The organism is Methylobacterium sp. CM6247 (assembly GCF_054817925.1).
Genome location: NZ_JBTXKX010000003.1, coordinates 4,253,752 through 4,270,330 on the forward strand (window position 1 = coordinate 4,253,752; position 16,579 = coordinate 4,270,330).

General features: G+C 61.1%; 21 protein-coding genes and 3 pseudogenes. 13 read left to right on the plus strand and 11 right to left on the minus strand.

Annotated features, from left to right (window positions below; all coding sequences use genetic code 11):
- Nucleotides 1-22: 22 nt before the first annotated feature.
- Together ACYQOP_RS21070 and ACYQOP_RS21075 are read right to left on the minus strand one after the other, a co-directional pair.
- The gene (locus ACYQOP_RS21070; RefSeq protein WP_461223837.1) at nucleotides 23-286 is read right to left on the minus strand and encodes a hypothetical protein; all 264 of its coding nucleotides are present in this window, start codon (nucleotides 284-286) and stop codon (nucleotides 23-25) included.
- Nucleotides 287-440: 154 nt separating this feature from the next.
- Complete coding sequence (locus ACYQOP_RS21075) at nucleotides 441-719, minus strand: hypothetical protein (protein WP_461223839.1); 279 nt, start codon at nucleotides 717-719, stop codon at nucleotides 441-443.
- 372 nt (nucleotides 720-1,091) lie between these two features.
- Here ACYQOP_RS21075 and ACYQOP_RS21080 point away from each other — a divergent pair, with 372 nt between their 5' ends.
- The 9 genes from ACYQOP_RS21080 to ACYQOP_RS21120 all read left to right on the plus strand — a co-directional run bounded on the left by ACYQOP_RS21080 (nucleotide 1,092) and on the right by ACYQOP_RS21120 (nucleotide 4,963).
- Nucleotides 1,092-1,322 carry a hypothetical protein gene (locus ACYQOP_RS21080; protein ID WP_461223841.1) on the plus strand — a complete coding sequence of 77 codons (231 nt, stop codon included), beginning with the start codon at nucleotides 1,092-1,094 and terminating at the stop codon, nucleotides 1,320-1,322.
- On the plus strand, nucleotides 1,319-1,549 hold the full coding sequence (locus ACYQOP_RS21085) for a hypothetical protein (protein ID WP_461223843.1): 231 nt from the start codon (nucleotides 1,319-1,321) through the stop codon (nucleotides 1,547-1,549). The genes ACYQOP_RS21080 and ACYQOP_RS21085 overlap by 4 nt, the downstream gene beginning before the upstream one ends.
- 29 nt (nucleotides 1,550-1,578) lie before the next feature.
- Nucleotides 1,579-1,791: a hypothetical protein gene (locus ACYQOP_RS21090; RefSeq protein WP_461223845.1), complete on the plus strand. Its 213-nt coding sequence runs from the start codon at nucleotides 1,579-1,581 to the stop codon at nucleotides 1,789-1,791.
- Nucleotides 1,792-2,054: 263 nt separating this feature from the next.
- Nucleotides 2,055-2,309 (plus strand): DUF5681 domain-containing protein, encoded by a 255-nt coding sequence (locus ACYQOP_RS21095; RefSeq protein ID WP_461223847.1) that lies wholly within the window; start codon nucleotides 2,055-2,057, stop codon nucleotides 2,307-2,309.
- Entirely contained in the window at nucleotides 2,290-2,475 is a 186-nt protein-coding gene (locus ACYQOP_RS21100; protein ID WP_461223849.1) for a hypothetical protein, read from the plus strand. The genes ACYQOP_RS21095 and ACYQOP_RS21100 overlap by 20 nt, the downstream gene beginning before the upstream one ends.
- The gene (locus ACYQOP_RS21105; RefSeq protein WP_461223851.1) at nucleotides 2,472-2,735 is read left to right on the plus strand and encodes a hypothetical protein; all 264 of its coding nucleotides are present in this window, start codon (nucleotides 2,472-2,474) and stop codon (nucleotides 2,733-2,735) included. Before ACYQOP_RS21100 ends, ACYQOP_RS21105 begins: the two co-directional genes overlap by 4 nt.
- A 90-nt stretch (nucleotides 2,736-2,825) precedes the next feature.
- Nucleotides 2,826-2,975, plus strand: coding sequence for an FAD-dependent oxidoreductase (locus tag ACYQOP_RS21110; RefSeq protein WP_461223853.1), 150 nt, complete (start codon nucleotides 2,826-2,828; stop codon nucleotides 2,973-2,975).
- Nucleotides 2,976-3,158: 183 nt separating this feature from the next.
- Nucleotides 3,159-3,818 carry an NAD(P)/FAD-dependent oxidoreductase gene (locus tag ACYQOP_RS21115; protein WP_461223855.1) on the plus strand — a complete coding sequence of 220 codons (660 nt, stop codon included), beginning with the start codon at nucleotides 3,159-3,161 and terminating at the stop codon, nucleotides 3,816-3,818.
- Nucleotides 3,819-4,393: 575 nt separating this feature from the next.
- Nucleotides 4,394-4,963 carry a peptidase S14 gene (locus tag ACYQOP_RS21120; RefSeq protein ID WP_461223857.1) on the plus strand — a complete coding sequence of 190 codons (570 nt, stop codon included), beginning with the start codon at nucleotides 4,394-4,396 and terminating at the stop codon, nucleotides 4,961-4,963.
- A gap of 177 nt (nucleotides 4,964-5,140) precedes the next feature.
- Here ACYQOP_RS21120 and ACYQOP_RS21125 read toward each other — a convergent pair whose 3' ends face one another.
- Together ACYQOP_RS21125 and ACYQOP_RS21130 are read right to left on the minus strand one after the other, a co-directional pair.
- Nucleotides 5,141-6,076: an IS110 family RNA-guided transposase gene (locus ACYQOP_RS21125; protein ID WP_461223859.1), complete on the minus strand. Its 936-nt coding sequence runs from the start codon at nucleotides 6,074-6,076 to the stop codon at nucleotides 5,141-5,143.
- A gap of 552 nt (nucleotides 6,077-6,628) precedes the next feature.
- Nucleotides 6,629-6,958, minus strand: coding sequence for an anaerobic typically selenocysteine-containing protein (locus ACYQOP_RS21130; RefSeq protein ID WP_461223861.1), 330 nt, complete (start codon nucleotides 6,956-6,958; stop codon nucleotides 6,629-6,631).
- Nucleotides 6,959-7,671: 713 nt separating this feature from the next.
- Here ACYQOP_RS21130 and ACYQOP_RS21135 point away from each other — a divergent pair.
- Nucleotides 7,672-8,016: a hypothetical protein gene (locus ACYQOP_RS21135; RefSeq protein ID WP_461223863.1), complete on the plus strand. Its 345-nt coding sequence runs from the start codon at nucleotides 7,672-7,674 to the stop codon at nucleotides 8,014-8,016.
- 325 nt (nucleotides 8,017-8,341) lie between these two features.
- Entirely contained in the window at nucleotides 8,342-8,737 is a 396-nt protein-coding gene (locus ACYQOP_RS21140; RefSeq protein WP_461223865.1) for an exopolysaccharide production protein YjbE, read from the plus strand.
- A gap of 150 nt (nucleotides 8,738-8,887) precedes the next feature.
- Here ACYQOP_RS21140 and ACYQOP_RS21145 read toward each other — a convergent pair whose 3' ends face one another.
- The 7 genes and pseudogenes from ACYQOP_RS21145 to ACYQOP_RS21175 all read right to left on the minus strand — a co-directional run bounded on the left by ACYQOP_RS21145 (nucleotide 8,888) and on the right by ACYQOP_RS21175 (nucleotide 15,482).
- Nucleotides 8,888-9,184 carry a DUF6894 family protein gene (locus tag ACYQOP_RS21145; RefSeq protein ID WP_461223867.1) on the minus strand — a complete coding sequence of 99 codons (297 nt, stop codon included), beginning with the start codon at nucleotides 9,182-9,184 and terminating at the stop codon, nucleotides 8,888-8,890.
- A 118-nt stretch (nucleotides 9,185-9,302) separates the two neighbouring features.
- Entirely contained in the window at nucleotides 9,303-10,034 is a 732-nt protein-coding gene (locus ACYQOP_RS21150; protein WP_461223869.1) for a Crp/Fnr family transcriptional regulator, read from the minus strand.
- 667 nt (nucleotides 10,035-10,701) lie between these two features.
- Entirely contained in the window at nucleotides 10,702-10,911 is a 210-nt protein-coding gene (locus ACYQOP_RS21155) for a cold-shock protein (RefSeq protein ID WP_461223871.1), read from the minus strand.
- 132 nt (nucleotides 10,912-11,043) lie between these two features.
- Nucleotides 11,044-11,516 (minus strand): annotated as a pseudogene (locus ACYQOP_RS21160) (response regulator).
- A 570-nt stretch (nucleotides 11,517-12,086) separates the two neighbouring features.
- Nucleotides 12,087-13,787, minus strand: a complete 1,701-nt coding sequence (locus ACYQOP_RS21165) for an ATP-binding protein (RefSeq protein WP_461225414.1) — start codon at nucleotides 13,785-13,787, stop codon at nucleotides 12,087-12,089.
- On the minus strand, nucleotides 13,777-15,294 hold the full coding sequence (locus tag ACYQOP_RS21170) for an ATPase domain-containing protein (protein WP_461223873.1): 1,518 nt from the start codon (nucleotides 15,292-15,294) through the stop codon (nucleotides 13,777-13,779). The genes ACYQOP_RS21165 and ACYQOP_RS21170 overlap by 11 nt, the downstream gene beginning before the upstream one ends.
- Nucleotides 15,291-15,482 carry a type II toxin-antitoxin system ParD family antitoxin gene (locus ACYQOP_RS21175; RefSeq protein WP_461223875.1) on the minus strand — a complete coding sequence of 64 codons (192 nt, stop codon included), beginning with the start codon at nucleotides 15,480-15,482 and terminating at the stop codon, nucleotides 15,291-15,293. The genes ACYQOP_RS21170 and ACYQOP_RS21175 overlap by 4 nt, the downstream gene beginning before the upstream one ends.
- Before the next feature lie 334 nt (nucleotides 15,483-15,816).
- Between ACYQOP_RS21175 and ACYQOP_RS21180 the strand changes: the two are divergent.
- Nucleotides 15,817-16,040, plus strand: a pseudogene (locus ACYQOP_RS21180) (recombinase family protein); the annotation flags it as partial.
- Nucleotides 16,027-16,545: pseudogene (locus tag ACYQOP_RS21185) on the plus strand (glycosyltransferase); the annotation flags it as partial. The pseudogenes ACYQOP_RS21180 and ACYQOP_RS21185, both read left to right, overlap by 14 nt.
- Between the last annotated feature and the right edge of the window lie 34 nt (nucleotides 16,546-16,579).

The window sequence follows — 16,579 nt, forward strand, 5'->3', positions numbered from 1 at the left end:
CCGAAAAACCTGTGGTGGACGTCTATGCCTGCTCCAGCAGTGCTTTCTCAAACGACCGGCCCAAGCCGTTGCCGACGTCGGTCTCATCGCCAAGCAGGCGACGCCCGGATGCGATCACCTGCACGGCTTGGCGGCGAGAACATTCCTGCCGGGCAACCACCTCAAGATCCCGGAGATATTCGATCACAGGCTCTCGCGCTTTGGGTGCCCGACCAAGCACGGAGGTCACTCTCGCCTCTACGAGGCCGGGGATCGCTTCCCAGAATTCCCCGGATCGTTCGAGCATGGCGGCTTCTCCCGTTAAGTCAGGAGCAAGCGTGTCTACCTTCGGGACACTGCCTTCATTCACCCAGATCGAAATCCAATATGTTAGTCGGATCCCGCACACGGAAACGGCGAGGCTCTCGCCCCGCCGGTGGTCGTCATATGGATGTGAAGGCTTAGCGACCGCCACCCGAGGTCTGGCCGTACTGCTGGACCGGGAAGTTCGGCTGATTGGCGTTGCTTTCCTGAGCCGAGTCGTGGCCCCGGCCACGGCTGTACCCGATCGATCCGGTAGTCAGATCGTCATCGGCTGTGACACGGCCCGCGTTGGAGGACATCACGTCATAGGCCGGGACCTGCCCCCGTGCGAGATACGTCTTGGCAAGGGCGGGCGAAGCAACGGCGCTGAGGCTGAGGACGACAGCAGCAACAGCAGAAGCAATACGAGTATTCATGGCGCAATCCACTTGGGTTTGCGCGGTCTCCGTCGGATGGCGGTTGGCCGTGACTTGTTCAGTGAGCTTGATCTAGGCCCGCCTCGCCAGGGACGTCGTGCGGTTCGGCACGCGCTCACACACTAACCAGCTTTTGGATTTCAACCATGCGCGGGCGTTCGCGCCGGCGGCGATCGAGCGTCTGGCATGGAGAGGTGCGGCCTGTCCGTGGGCGGGAGGCGCTGCGCCCTTCACCTATGGGTGAGGCCAGAGTGAGCGGCCTCTATGAAAAGGCCCGGCTCAGAGTAGGATGGGCTAAATTTTGCAGGCCTTACTGCATGGGCTGGCTTCGCTTTAAGCCCGGTTCAACGAAACGTATCCGGGGCCAGGGGAATGGACGAGCAGGACGAAGGCACATCAGATCCCCTTACGCTTGAGGTCGTGGATCGTTTCTTCATTGAGCAGCACGAGCGGCACGACACACAGGTCGCCCTCATGCGCCGCCTTCTCGCGAAGGGTGAGAGCATCACCGAGGCCATGCGAGAGCTGGTGGAGGTTGAGCGCAACCTTGATAGGCTGCGGCAGGTGCAATCCTTTTTGCTCGCCTCAGATCCGGGGGCATGAACGAGCAAAACACGGGCGAGGTCGAGCCGCAGATGCTCGATGTCGTGGATCGGCTCATCGCGGAGGCCGAGGTCCGGCATATTGAGTGGGTCGCTCACCTGCGTGCCCTGATCGCCTGTGGGGAGCGCAGCACCGAGGCGATGCGGGTCCTGGTCGAGATCGAGGGCGACCCCGTCCGCCTCAATGATCAGCGGATTGGCCTGTTGTCCCCGGAGCCAATGGCATAACGACCATTGGTATCCGTAATTGGGAATCCATGATCGACCCTGACCGCCTACTTCTCAATCTGCAGAGAGATGTCGAGGAGGCCCAGCGGCGCCGGGATACGCAGATCGCCTTGATCGCCTCCCTCGCCGGCCAGGAAAAAGAGCAGGCCGAGGCGCGGCAGGTGCTCCGCCTGATAGAGACGACCCTCCTTCAAGCCCAACAAAGCCACGCCATCGTGAAATTCCTCGCGGAGCCCGAATGAACGGCCTCGCTGTCACGGTTCTCGATTAGCACGGCCCGGCAGTCGCGCGTAAATGCGACCTCCTCCGCGGTGAAGCGCCCATGCCGATAGGCCCCGTTCCGCTCACCCGTGGGAGCGCCGTTGCCCTTGGCGCCACCGGCAAGCTTATCATTCCACCATGACGAACGATGCTAACCCCTTGATCGGCCCCGCATCCGGCTTCCTTGTTTGAACATTGTTCAATACAATGTGTTTCCCGTATCGATGGGCGTTCAACACGAAGCATGACCACGAGGAAACCCGGCTTTCAACCTGGCAAGAGCGGCAACCCCGCCGGCCGCCCGAAGGGCAGCCGCAACCGCTCTACGCTGGCCCTGGAAGCCATCCTGGAGGGCGATGCCGAGAGCATCGTCCGCAAGGCCATCGAGCTCGCCACCGACGGCGAAACGCAGGCCCTCCGGATGTGCCTGGATCGCCTCATGCCGGCCAGGAAGGACCGCCCGGTAGTTCGACCTCCCCGTGATCGAGACCACTGCTGACCTCCCCAAGGCCACGCACGCCCTATTGCAGGCTGTTGCCGCCGGAGAGCTCACTCCGTCGGAGGCCGCCGACATCTCGAAATCCGTCGATGCTCATGTCCGCGCCATCGAGGCGACGGACCTGCACGAGCGCCTTGCCCGCCTGGAGGAGATGACCCAGCCATGACCTCGAAAGTGATCGATTTCCGGCTCCGCAAGCTGGAAAAGGCGAAGAAGGCCAACCGCTTCGACACCATGTCCGAGGAGCAGCTGAACGAGGAGATCAACCTCTACCTCGGCGAGGTCTGCGAGCCCTATGGCACTGTGAACGCCACGGCCGAGGCGCTGAAGGCATCGCCCGACCGCCTGGACCAAGAGGTGGCCGGGCACCTTGAATGGTACATCGGTTATGTGGATGAGGAGCGAGCGGCGGTGCGGATGGGGTGAGGAAGAGGAGCGCGCAAAGCTAGGGCTTATATGTTCCCTGTGAGATGTCCCTGGATCCTCCTGAAGTGGTTCGTCTGGATAGGTAGGCTGATGACGGAACGATGGGCCGACAAGATGGATGAGATGCTCGACTGTGTGATTGTCGGCGGCGGCCCAGCCGGCCTGACAGCCGCCCTGTACCTGGCCCGGTTCGGGCGCCGCTTCCTGGTGGTGGATGCGGGGGATTCCCGGGCGTCCTAGATACCGACGAGCCATAACATCCCAGTCTTCGCTGACGGGATCTCTGGGCAGGAGATCCTCGACCATCAACGCAACCACGTCTTACGGTATGGTGGGAAGTTCCTGAGCGGCACCGTCAAGGCCCTGCACGAAGCCGACGGAGGCTTCGCCGTCGGTTTCGAGGACGGAAAAGAAGCCGGCATCATGCGCAAGCTCCACGCGCGTCGGGTACTGCTCGCAACGGGGGCGGACGACGTAGAGCCGGACCTGCCGGACCTGCCGGATGCGATCCGGCGCGGGCTCGTGTGCTATTGCCCGATCTGCGATGGCTATGAAGCCAGGGGCAAACGCATCGCGGTCCTCGGCCATGGCGATAAGGGCCTGAGCGAGGCGGTTTTTGTGGCCCGAACCTATTCGCGTGACGTGACGCTGCTGACGCTGGGCCAGGGCATGGACCTTGATGCCGGTGAGCGCGAGCGTGTCAACAAGCACGGCATCAAGGTGGTACATGAGCCGGTCGTTAGCCTCGGTATTGAGAACGACACGATCACGGTGCTGCGTACCGTAGGTGGCGGGGAGCATCACTTCGAGGTGCTGTACTCAGCGCTTGGGCTGAAGCTGCGCTCAGAGCTCGCCCTCGCCTTGGGGGCCAAGCACGATGGGACGGGTGCGCTTGTCGTCGACGAGCATAACCGCACAACGGTGCCCGGCCTGTATGCCGCCGGCGGGGTGGTACGCGGCCTCGACCAAGTCGTGGTCGCTATGGGTCATGGCGCAATGGCGGCTACCGACATCCATAACCGCTGCGAGTTGCCTACTGAGGAAGAGGTGGATGGAGCCAGGGGGACACCTGGTTCCGTCTGACCCGTCTTCCGCACCATACGGCCCGCGGAACAGGTCGCCCATGGCCACCCTGTAAAACAAGGTTCGCCAGCGCCTTCACTGATGCTCTAGCCGGTGGCGGATCATATGGCATTCGGGGCAAACGCTGCCAGATTCCGACTCTAGACTGCCGTCGGCGTTCTCCTCAATTTAACTGTTACGACGTTCCACGGCATCCGATAGCTTCGAAAACACCTCCTCGCACATATCCCCGAGGCTTGTGCGCATCACTCCTCGTGCTCAGGTGCGACGTCCCCCATCCATCAGCGATATCGCAGTCTCCTGCGGAGTTTGTTTCGCACCTATAGGGAAGGCTGCTGTCTGCGCGTCCGCCATATGGGCGTCCACCGCTCCGCTCACGTCAGCGTCGAGAGCCAGCGCCTACTCAAACAGATCGTCGAAGGTTGGGCCGGTTGCCGTCTGACTGATGTACTTGACTATCCTCCGTTAAGATTTGCCTCCGACGCCGCGGGCGGGACAATCAAGCGTTAACTCCTCCGTCGCGAACAAAGTCGATTGTGTCCAGTTGTCCGACAAATCCTTGCCGGAGGTCACTCATGGACACCACACCGCTCTCGGCCCCTGCGTTCAAGGCCCCAGCCATCCTGCTGTCGGGCTTTGTCGACCACGATATGTACCGGGACTTCCGGCGCCAATTCGACCAGGCCTCGGAACAGAAGTTAGTGGTCGTCGAGCTATCCACGCTCGGCGGCGATCCGGAAGTCGCGCGGATGATGGGGGAGGACATTCGGTTTCATACCGCAATGACGCCAGATCGTCGCTTCGTCTTCCTGGGCAAGGCGGTGATCTATTCGGCCGGCGCCACTTTCATGAGCTTTTTCGCGCGCTGCAATCGCTATCTCACGCCTGGGACACGCTTGATGATCCATGAGCGCAAGCTGTCGAAGGAGCTGAAGCTCGACGGTCCGTTGACGACGTGCGTCGCCACGGTCAAGGCGGCTCTGAATGAGATCGAGTGCTCGATCGAGATACAGAACGAGGGTTTCGCAAACCTTATACGGGGATCAAGCGTCACGATGGACGAGGTCTTACGACGCGCCCCATCGAACTGGTACGTCCATGCGGAAGAAGCCTCAGCCTTAGGACTGATCGAGGCGGTCATCTAATGCGAAGGATCGCATTCGCATCAGGCGGGTATTCGAGTGGTCGTTAAGGCAGACGTTGTCTGAGGCTGCTCGGGTATGGAGCTGCGTGAGTTCGCTGGCTGAGGGTTATGGATCGTCGTAGCAAATCAGGCCGGGTCTGCATCCTCTGCATCAGCAGGAGAGCGACTGTCTTGTCGGTCAAGCGCTTTGGGGCTGCCATGGCGTGGTGCTCCGCAGGATGGCATTGAGGATGGTGAGGAGCTTTCGGGCAGTGGCGACGAGGGCGACCATCTTGGGTTTTCCGGCCGCCACGAGCTTGTCGCGGAAGGCTTTGAGGATGGGATTGTGACGGGCTCCCACCATGGCGCCGAGGAAGAGGGCCGTGCGCACGCTGGCCCGGCCGCCGCCGATGAAGCTCTTGCCGCGCCACTGGCCGGACTGGCGCGTCCAGGGGGCGAGGCCGGCGAGGGCCGCGATCTGGCGGCGGTCGAGGCTGCCGAGTTCGGGCATCTCGGCCAACAGGGTGCGGGCGATGGTCGGCCCGACGCCCGGCACGGAGACGAGCAGATCCTCCTTCTCGCACCAGGCGGGCGAGCCGCGCACGGCACCGTCGATGTCCACGTCCACGCTGGCCAGTTCCTTCTCCAGCGCCTTGATCAGGCGCCGGATGCTCTTCTGGATCCGCGCCGGCGCCCGCTTCTCCCGCTGGCGTTCGGCACCGATCATCGCCACGATCTGACGGCGGCGCGCCACCAGATCGGCCAGGAGCCGGGTCTCGGCATCCGGCAACGGGCGGATGGCCGGTTTCGTGGCTTGCGTGAAGCGAGCGATCACGGCCGCGTCGATCGGGTCGGTCTTGGCGCGTTGGCCCAGCGCCCGGGCGAAAGCGCGCACCTGGGCCGGGTTGACCACCACGACGGGCAGCCCGGCCGAAGCCAGACCGGCCGCCACCACGGTCTCGAAGCCGCCCGTGGCCTCGAGAGCGACGGCGCCCGGCGCCAGGGGAGCCAGCCGCCCGCACAACTCCGCGATGCCCGCCCCGTCCCGAGGGACATGGAAGGTGTCCTGGCTCGGCAGGACATGCACATCCAGCCGGTCCTTGGAGACGTCGATCCCAATCACGATGGCGTCCATCCGATCCCATCCTTGCGCAAGCGGGCTTCGCGAAACGCGGCCCAAGCGACTGTTCGGGGTCGATGGAACGGCAGGCGAAGACCCAAGCTCTCCTGCGGGCTCGCCGGCCCTTGGGAACAACGGTCTCTCGCCTGCCACCGCACCGGAAAGCTTACCAGATGCGGCACGAGGCAAGTTACAAGGGGACGTAGGCGCACCACTCGCATTGCCCTCTTTCGGCGGCTTGGCGAGCCTTCCCTTGCGAGCACTCGGGGCAGACTTTCAGCGTGAATGAGGTACCTATGCGCAGGGCATAGCCGCGACCTTTAAACGTGATTGCCTCGCCACTCGGAAGGCGGTTCGCTTGCTCGTTTGTTGCCAATAATCGCTCCCACATCACCGCATGGGTACAATCACATTGCGGCGCAACATAGGTGATAGCTTCCTGTCCGCCGTCCTAGTCGACCGGGATCCGGTCAGGGTGGCGGCGGACTCCGGCAATTCTCTTGATCAGCCCGGCCAAAAGGCCGCCGGTCACGCCAGGCTCTCCTCGCAGTCTAAGAGAATACATCTCTATTGGTTTGGCGGTGTCAGAACCAGCTTACCCTCGAATGGCTTCGATTGATTTGTAACACTTGTACACCCATAAGGGTAATTTCCCTCCACAATTGTTCTTACTTTCAGAACCCCTTGTCCGTTAGCCTTCACAAGGTAGCCATCGTTACTCGCGACGTGGACTAAATCTCCGTCGTGATGCAGTACATTTTTGTTCTCGAAAATACGTGGTGCCGTGAGTGTAATTTGGCTTGTGGATTTATTGACAATATCCATCTCGACATCACTGTTGGCAGGCAACCGAAGCTCGGCAGGTGCACACTTTGCGCCCCCGTTTTCAACAGTCATGAGGATCTCCACAGGAGGTACCCTCTGATCATTGGATGACCGCGAAGCCATATTCTCAGCCGCTTGGGGAGCAATGCATAAGATGGATGCTCCGAGCGCTACAGCCGTCCCGATAGCCATACCACGAATTATCTTAGCGCGACCTGAGTTGGCGTGGGCATTTGCAGTAGCAACATCGATGCTCTTCCCTGCGACCAGGGGGAACTGGGAATTCCGGGGTTCCGTCATGCTTTCCCTCTCGTTGATCGGCTCACACTGACAAAGATCTCACAACGGTTGGGTTCAACTGCGTGCGGAGGCAATATTGACGCGTCACAAAGGTGGATGTCCAGAAAACGTACGTTTTTCCGACGTCGAATGGCGGTTGGCGTTGGCTCGCCTTGATCGCAAAGGGAACTGTCCGCTTCCGACGCAGCTCTATCGTACTCAGGCGGCTCGCGGCCTCGAAGCGGTGACGGCCAGCGGTGGACAGCGAAGCCAAGATTAACACAAGAGCGATACCCCCTGTGGCCAGGAAGGGATCGTATTAATTCATGCAATGAAACTGACGATGAACGCCTATATCAGGATAGGTCACTGCTACAGCGCACCACGAAAACCATCAAGATTGTTCGACTGACAGCAGAACCAAGTCATCGGTCATGAATTAAGCATTCTCACGGGTGGATTGGCCGCCCGTCAGTGAGCCGGCGTCGTAGTCGTTATTTTAACATATGAACGATAACTTGCTCAACATTTGGCAGCTTCGTGGCGGCAACAGTCAGTCACCGCTCTTTAAGGACCTCGTAGACAGTGCCATCGGGCAGGCTTTTCCGCCGGTGGAGGGCGCGTTTCCTGAGCGCATTGCGAAGGCTCTTCAGGCCTTTGAAGCAGCGATGGGAAAGCGTTTGGCGAGCCGGCCTTCATCACAGGTCGGAGCAGGCGGCACCGCGCGGAATGCGGCCCATGTCAATTTGGACCCGCTGGCTCCGATGGCCGATCTGACCAATGTGGTTTTTCTGCCCCAAAACGTCCGCCACGGGCTGCGGCACCCCACCGAGGTCGGTGTCTGGCCGTAGCTATTGGTTGGACGTTCTTGATCCAGACGGGTGAAGCCGACGACGCCGATAAGTTCCTGGAGGAAACGCCTGCGTCGTCGGCACCGACCCGTTCCTGGTATCAAAATAAGCCGGCACAGGTACAAACCACTTTTGAACCAGTTGGTTTCCAGTCATCGAAAACCAACTGCCTTGCGCTCTTCTAAAAATGTACAACATAGGACACTTCAGCGATAAGGCTGGCGAGGCTCCCAAGTAATCTATGTTGCTATGACCTCTGCTCCTATTGGAACCGATGCCAACGCGCGGAATTATTCTTCCGATAACACTCTTGGAGGAATGCCCCATGAAATTTCCCCTGATCGCCAGTGCCGCAATCATTCTCGCCTTCACGGCTGGGACTTCTATTGCCGCGCCTTGCAACACCGGCACCACGAAGGGTAATAGCCCAGAGCAGCAGACCTCGAATGACAAGAGTTCGAGCGCCGATCACTCAACCAAGAACATGGCAGGTGGCCAACAGTCCAGCTCCGCTAAGACCGTTGGTGCGATGAACAACGTCGGAGCGAACCAGGGTCTTGCCACGGGTCAGGCCGCAAACACTTCTGCGGGCAAGGGGAACGAGGACCCTGCCAGTAAGAACTTGGCCGGTGGCCAGCAGCCTGCCGCGCCCAAAACCGTAGGCGCCATGAACAATGCCGGTGAGAACCAGGGCCTCGGCAAGAAGGGTGACGATTGCTGATGGTCTAACGGGCGCTAGCACGTCGCTTAAAGGCGACCTGCCTCATACCAATGAGCGAAGCCCCGGCCGCTCCAGCGGCCCGGGGTTTCGTGCGTCAGACGACGGCTCACGCAAGCGCCAGGGTGCCGCTGAGAAATACCCCATAGGTCATCAACACTGCCGCAACCTCGCGGTGCTGGTGAAGAACAACTCATGAGGCGATAGGTTGACCTCCGCGGCTTCCGCAAAGGGCAAGACAACGACCTGCCGTCCATGCTCGTCCGTGATCTCGAACGTCCGGTTCAGAGCACATCGAAGGGGAGTGCCACTCCTGAGCGCCTCGCTGATGATGTGCTTGGCGCTCACCACCGCGTCACGCCACGCCGCATCAAGGCCGGGATACTCCCCTCCTTCAGGATCCTCCACGAAGGTCTCTGCCCGCCGGATGTGGGAGTAGAACCTCGGCATTCGGAGGCCGCCTGTATTCCTCAATAAGCAGAAACTTTAACTTACAGGAAAGCGTTCCGACGCAAAGCAGTTGGAACGATATCGCACGCTTCTGCTTCAAGTAAATCTAACCGGACACCTAAGACAGATGCGGTGGTGCCTCGCCTCTGAAGGGGCCGATGAGGCGCTCATACTCCGCCTCCGGGAAGCCGTAGCTGTCGCCCGCCATGTCGCGGAGCTTGTCTCGGTCCAGCACTGTGATGAGCGCCCGCTTTGCTCGGATCATGCCCAAGCCCTCAAGCTCCTGGATGGCGAGCGTGACGCCCGAACGCTGCACGCCTAACATGAGGGACAGGAAGTCGTGCGTGAGGGCGAGATCCTCGCCGCCCAGCCGGTCGTGAGCCATCAGGAGCCATCGTGCCAAGCGCTCCTTCATCACGTAGGCGCCGTTGGCCAGGGCGGACTGGCTGAGAGTCAGGATCTGGATCTGAACGTATCTCAGCAGAACCACACGCAAGGCATGGCTCGCTTGAACGGCCTCTTCCAGAACATCGGCCCGTATCCGGAGCCACGGCCCGCCGACCTGCACAAGGATGTCGTGAGATGCCCGATCCGATCCCAGCACAGTGGCGGTGCTGACCATGCCCTCGAACCCGAAGCATCCGACCTCGATCCTACGTCCGTCGCTCGTGACCGCAAGGTTCGATGATAGGCCCCCTTCCGGGAAGTAGGCGAACTCAAGCGGCTGGCCTTGGTGGATGAGGACCTCGCCCTTGTGGACGTCCACGCGCTCGCAATGGGGCAAGAGCCGGTCTAACTCGCTGGGAGGCAGCACCTGCAAGAGGCGGTTGCGGGTGCTCGACACGCTCATTCCTATTTCAGCCCTTTTCGCCAGCGAGCAAAGGATAAGCCCGCGACTTCACCCTGAGAGGAGGCGCCGCTGGATGCAAGGTCGCACGGACGGAAAGGCCAATGACCGCCGCGAAGAACGCTTCATGGAGGCGCTTACGCGAACGACTTCTGCTGTCGCGAAAACGACGGTATTTCCGACACCGAGCGTCTGCCGGCGTCAGCCCTACCGCATTGTGAGGCGGACCGGGGGTGTCGACCGAGGGTGTTTGAAAACGCAAGGCGGTAGAAAAATCTCCCTTTAAGGCCTCTTGGCAGAGTCGGAATGGCTTAATTCTCCCGCGCGGACGGCAACTTTGCCGGCTGCGCCGTCCGCCTCATGGAAGATTGCTCTACCTTTTCGGGAGGCGCCCGCATTTTCACACAGCGTTTACCCATCCCGGACATTCCAGTCTCAGCGAGCTTCAGCCTACACATCGACCCACACTGCGATCGCAGCGACCATGGTCAGCATCCCGGCCAGCATGAGGAGCGGGATTGGAAGGCTTAAGGCCAACAGTCTCTAACGCGAACTCCGACCAAGGCTGCGAAGCTGGTCGTCGGAGAGCGCTGACGATCGAGTGCAGACGTCAGCAATCTTCTCGCCCTTTCGGATCAATGGGAGGGAGGAAGCACCGCCCTCACAAGGATCAAGCGGACTGAAGGTTGCTGGCGCTTTCCTTCCCGGAACGCTTGTCGGCTTCAACGTCGAACGAGACCTTCTGGCCCTCGATCAGGTTGCGCATGCCTGCACGCTCCACAGCGGAAATGTGCACGAACACATCCTTCCCGCCATCATCAGGCTGGATGAAACCGTAGCCTTTGGTCTCGTTGAACCACTTCACGGTGCCGGTGCTCATAGACGTTCTTCCCAGTGTGTTTCGTCAACCTGCTTTTGGCTGAGGGCCAAGGAGGTGCGACGAACCTCAAAGGGACGGGATGTCTGTTTAGTTCCAGGGCCATGGGCCGACGTTGCGGCTCCTGCGCCGTGCCTACCTAGCAGCTGTTGCCCCCATGAGTTGCCTAGGACTGGGGCGCAGCATGCCTTTGGCCGTCATATACGGCCTCGGTCGATTGATCACCTCGTCAAGTCGGGACCAAAGCGTCTTGGGTGAGAAGGGCTTGGCGATAACCTCGTTGACGCCGAGACGGACAGCGCGCTCGACGGTGTTCTTTTGTGGCCGAGCCATCATCAGGACGAGCGGCACGCTAGGAGCCGGAGAAGTCTCCACATTCCGGATGAGGCGAATAACCTCCTCGCCCGAGAGGATGGCCAGATCCCAGTCCAGGATCACTAAATCCGGGCGAACCTCGGCAATACAGCCAGCGCTTCTGCCCCGTCGACCGCCTCCTGTATCCGTCGGAGGCCGGTCCGCTGCAGCATGTCGCGAACGATACGGCGAACGTAGAGGCTCTCATCAGCGATGACTGCCGAGAGGTCGGGAAAGCTCGGAGCGCCGATCATGTGAGGAAATCTCGTCGACGTACGCGCCCGTCGCTACAGCAAGCCGTATCGCTACCGGCTAAAACTTTCCTTTTTGCCCTATGTGCGGCCCAGCCCCGAGCTGCTTTCGCAAGAGGTGATCTGTGGTGAAAACGTTCGTTTTTCGTACATCCAGTTGCTTGCCCGTACGGGCGCCCTAGAATGGTTCGTCTGAGATCAGGTGGTGGAACGCACTATGATGCGGTTCGTTCAGTTCTATTCTACGTGGGAGGGCTGGATGTCTGACAGTGACGCAGCAAAACCCGGAGACGAGGCAACGCTAGGAACTCCTGGAACAGGTGAGAACCTCTGCCCTGATTGTAGCGGAACCGGTATAATCGAGGGGAAAGCCTGTCCCGAGTGCAAGGGCACCGGCAAGGTCATTACCGGCATCGGCGGTGGTTAGTAATTTTTTTTAAATCGTTCCTTCCCAGTGAGGCGCGGCTGCGAGCATTATGGCAAGGCAGAGCGTGCGTCGGCCTGAGTGTGTAACCTCGGCGATGGTGATTTTGGGCGGTTGAAGCGAGAACTGCGTGTCCGCGCATGTGAGCCTCAGTGGGTCCACGGTGCGTGTGGGCCCTTCGTGTTCTGATCGATAGCGACCTGAATTGCGGCCGCTAGCTCAGTCAGCAGGTAGGGCTTCGGAAGAATGCGGACCCCCTCCGCATCCGCGTCTCGCTTGGCCGCTTCCGCATAGCCACTGGTCAACAAGATCGGGAGCTCACCACGGCGGCGTCGCACCTCTCGCGCCAGGTCGACGCCGTTCATGCCACCCGGCATCATGATATCGGACACGACGATATCGACTGCTCGACCGTTCGCTAACGCGCCGAGTGCTGCGCGAGCGCTGGCTACGCGAACGACCTCATATCCGAGCTGGCCCAGCATCTCGGCGACCAGGGCAGCGACCTCGTCGTCGTCTTCGACGAGGAGCACACATCCCACCGACCCTGCCGTCGGGCGGTTCACGTGCAAGTCAATCAGGTGATGCTGATCGGCTGCGGGTGTCCGGTCAGAGCGCGGCAGAAGCAGCATGACGCTGGTGCCTTGTCCGGCCTCGCTCTTGATCTCCACGGTGCCCCCGGACTGGGTCGCAAAGCCATGTACCTGCGCTAGTCCAAGACCGGATCCTTTGCCGATGTCCTTCGTCGTGAAGAACGGCTCGAACACGCGGGCTCTCACCTCCGGAGGCATCCCCGTTCCCGTGTCAACGACAGAAAGGCGCACGAAGTCGCCCTCAGATCCTGGTGATGCGGGTACGTTCTCGGCCCGCACCAGGATGGTACCGCCTTCCGGCATGGCGTCGCGGGCGTTGACGGCAAGGTTCAGGACGACAAGTTCGAGCTCGCCGGGATCGACCTCGATCGGCCAAAGGTCCGGCGCGAATTCCAGACGGACGTGCACGTCACCGCGCAAGCTGCGATCGAGCAGCTCGCGCATGCTTCCAATCTGACGCGCGAGATCAACCGCCTCCGGGGCTAGGGACTGCCGGCGCGAGAAGGCGAGCAGTTGGCGTGTCAGACCAGCACCCCGCTGGGCGGCCTGCCGCATCCCGTCCATGAGGCGCTTGCGACGGTTGGGATCGGTCTGGCGATCGAGCATGTCGAGCCCGCCCGAGATCACCATAAGCAGGTTGTTGAAGTCGTGCGCGACCCCGCCGGTCAGCTGGCCGATGGCCTCGATCTTCTGAGCCTGCCGCAGGGTTTCTTCGACTTGGGCTCGCTCAAACATCTGCTTGCGCAGCTGACGGTTGGCCTCTTCGAGCTCGCTGGTGCGGGCGATGACCAGCGCCTCCAGCTCCTGTGCCGCTCGATCACGGGCTTCGAGGAGCGCGCGCACCTCGTACTGGCGCAGGCGAGCTCTGACCGCCGCCTGGACGCTGCTCGTCAGCGTAATCGCGTGCACCGGCCGCTCCAGAAGGGAGACGTTGCGCAGCGATTTGACGAGGCGTTGACGCCACGCGGCGACTGCGGGCTGCTCCTGACGGCTGGTCAGGATCACGAACGGCAGGTCTGACCAGGCCGGCTGGCCTTCGACGCATGCGAAGAGCGGCAGCAGGTCCTTTCCAAACAGACCTTCCTCCGCAACCAGCACCGCGGCCGCGCCTGCCTCAACGCCTTCCAGCAGCTGCGCCAGAGTCAGACAGATCTCGGCTGGCAAACCGACGCGACGGCATAGCTCCGCCGAGGCCGGCCCATCTCGCCCGATCGGCGCGAAGATGAGCACCCGCCCGCTGTCTCGTTCAGCTTGCAACATGTTCATCGACCGGCATGAGGGGTGTGGCGTCGCCTGAGTAGCGTGGCGAGCCCGAGAAGATCCCGGTGAAGTTCTTGAGCGGCGGTCCGACGGTGATCCCTTCTGAGCTCAGGACGAACTCCCGGATCGTGTGCTCGTGGCGGCCGCTGCGCTTTTTCACGACGGAAACAGCGCGTCGGACAACGCCCTCGGCCTCGAAGTAGCGCAGCATCAGCACCGCATCGCTGAGATAGCTGATGTCGAGTGGGGTCTGGGTCGGACCAACGAGACCGTGCTGGGCCAGGACCTGGATGGTGAGGACCCCCTGCTGGGCCAAGTAGGTGAGCAACTCGTGCATCTGCAGGATCAGGAAGCGCTCGTCCGGCATGGCGTTGAGATAGCCATTAAGGCTGTCGATCACGACGACCCGGGCACCGCCCGCTTCAACGCTACGCCGAACGATGGCCGCGAATTCGCCGGGTGAGAGCTCGGCAGGATTGATCTGCTGCAGACAGATCAGGCCGGCATCGAGAGCGGGCTGGAGGCCAAGGCCGAGGCTGCGAGCCCTGGCTTCGATCGTCCCACGGTTCTCGTCGAAAGCAAAGAAAGCGACGTTTTCCCCACGCTCGGCTGCCGTAACGGCATACGACAAAGCGATGGTGGATTTGCCGACGCCTGCCGGTCCAATGAGCAGGGCGTTGGTGCCTCGTTCGAGACCACCGCCGACCAGGTTGTCGAGCTCGGCGTTGCCGCTCGAGACGAACTCACCCACGAAGGGCGTGTGATGCTCGGCCGCGATGAGGCGGGGATAGATCTCGAGGCCGCCCTTCTCGATCGTGAAGTCATGATAGCCGCCGCGGAAGCGGATGCCGCGCATTTTGATCACACGCAGACGCCGACGCTCGGCTCCATAGTCGATGGCAATTTGCTCCAGCAGAACGACCCCGTGCGAGATCGAGTGCAGCTGAAGGTCGTTCTCCTGCGATGAGAGGTCGTCGAGCAGGATGACGGTGCTGCAGCGGCTGGTGAAGAAGTGCTTGAGCGCCAGTACCTGACGGCGATAGCGCAACGAGCTCTGCGCTAAGAGCCGAAGTTCGGAGAGGCTATCGAAGACGATACGGGTCGGGTTGATCTCGCTGACACGCTCAAACACGAGCTTGGTGGTCTCGCTGAGCTCCATCTCGGCTGGATGCAGGATGGTGAGTTCGCGGTCTGGGTCGAGCGTGGTTTCTGGCGAAATGAGCTCGAAGATGTCGATCTGATCGAGCGACCAGCCATGGCGTCGGGCGACAAGCCGTAGCTCCTGCTGTGTCTCCGAAAGCGTGATGTAGAGGACCCGCTCACCCTGACGGGCCCCCTCCAACAAGAACTGCAAGGCAATTGTCGTTTTACCCGTGCCAGGCCGGCCTTCGTAGAGGTACATGCGGTTGCGATCGAGGCCACCGCCGAGGATATTGTCGAGCGCGGCACTTCCGGTCGAGATCCGCGGCGGATCTTCATCCTCCGTCTGCTCGGGCAGGTTCATGACTGCACCTGTGTGTTCGCTAGCTGGCCCCGTCGCTCTTGATCCACCATCTCCTCGCGCTCGAGCGCGCGCAGGGCAGCCCGCATGACCTCGCTGCTATTCTGATAACGGCCAGATGCGATCCGGGCCTGGATGAACTGCAGGAGTTCGGGCGTGATCGAGACGTTCTTGGCGATGCGTGTCGGCATGAGTGGTTCAGGGGCACGAGAGCACAGGCTGTGACACTCGCTGACACAACTCGCGCCCAACTCTGTGCAAAGCGCTCAGGTTCCCGCCGAGCTTAGCCAATCAGAGGAGAACAGCCGTTCCATAATGCCAATCAACGCGACATTGAGCTGAAGCTCTTGTTCGACTGAGTTCCACATGAGGACATACGCGAACGATTTGCGTGTCGTGAAAACGTTCGTTTTCCCGACATATTGAGAATGCTCTCCTTATATCGGCTGAACGGCTCCGTTTCTGTCGGGGAAATAAGACTCGTTTTCTATTGCTAGATAAACGTGCCTGAATCACTATCCCGACATGCTTGTTGGATATGCCTGCGTTTCCACCCTCGATCAAAACCTTGACCTTCAGCGCGATACGCTGACCAAGGCCGGCTGCGAACGGCCATTACGAAGCGGCCTCAGTTCGAGGCTGCCCTTGCCTGTCTGCGCCCCACGGACGTGCTGGTGGTTTGGGATCTCGATCGCCTCGGCCGCTCGCTCGTCGAGATGATGCGCACGATTGACAATCTGCACCTACAACGAGCCCCTGGATGTGGTCGAGAAGTCGATCATCCCGGCATTGGCGGTGGATTATCCGAACGCCGCGGTCTGGATCTGCGACGACACCCGGCGCGACTGGCTGTGGGCCTATTGCGAGGAGGTCGGGGCGAACTACGACACGCGGCCCGACAACCAAGGCGCTAAGGCCGGCAACCTGAATAACTCCCTGCGCCATACCGCGAACCAGTCCAACGCACCGATCATCCTGGTGCTCGACGCGGATTTCGCGGGGGCACCCAACATCCTCCGCCGCGCCGTAGGCCTTTTCCACGACGAACGGGCGGCCGACGTCCAGACCCCGCAATTCTTCTTCAACGCCGATCCCATCCAGCACAACCTGATGGCGTCCGAGGCCTGGGTCGACGATCAGCGAATCTTCTTCGATGTGTTCCAGCCCGCCAAAGATGCCTGGGGCTGCACTTTCTGCGTGGGGACCTCGTTTCTGGTGCGGCGTGATCGCGTCGAGGAGATGGGGGGATTGCCGTCACCAAGGATGGTCGCGCGATCGGACCACTCAG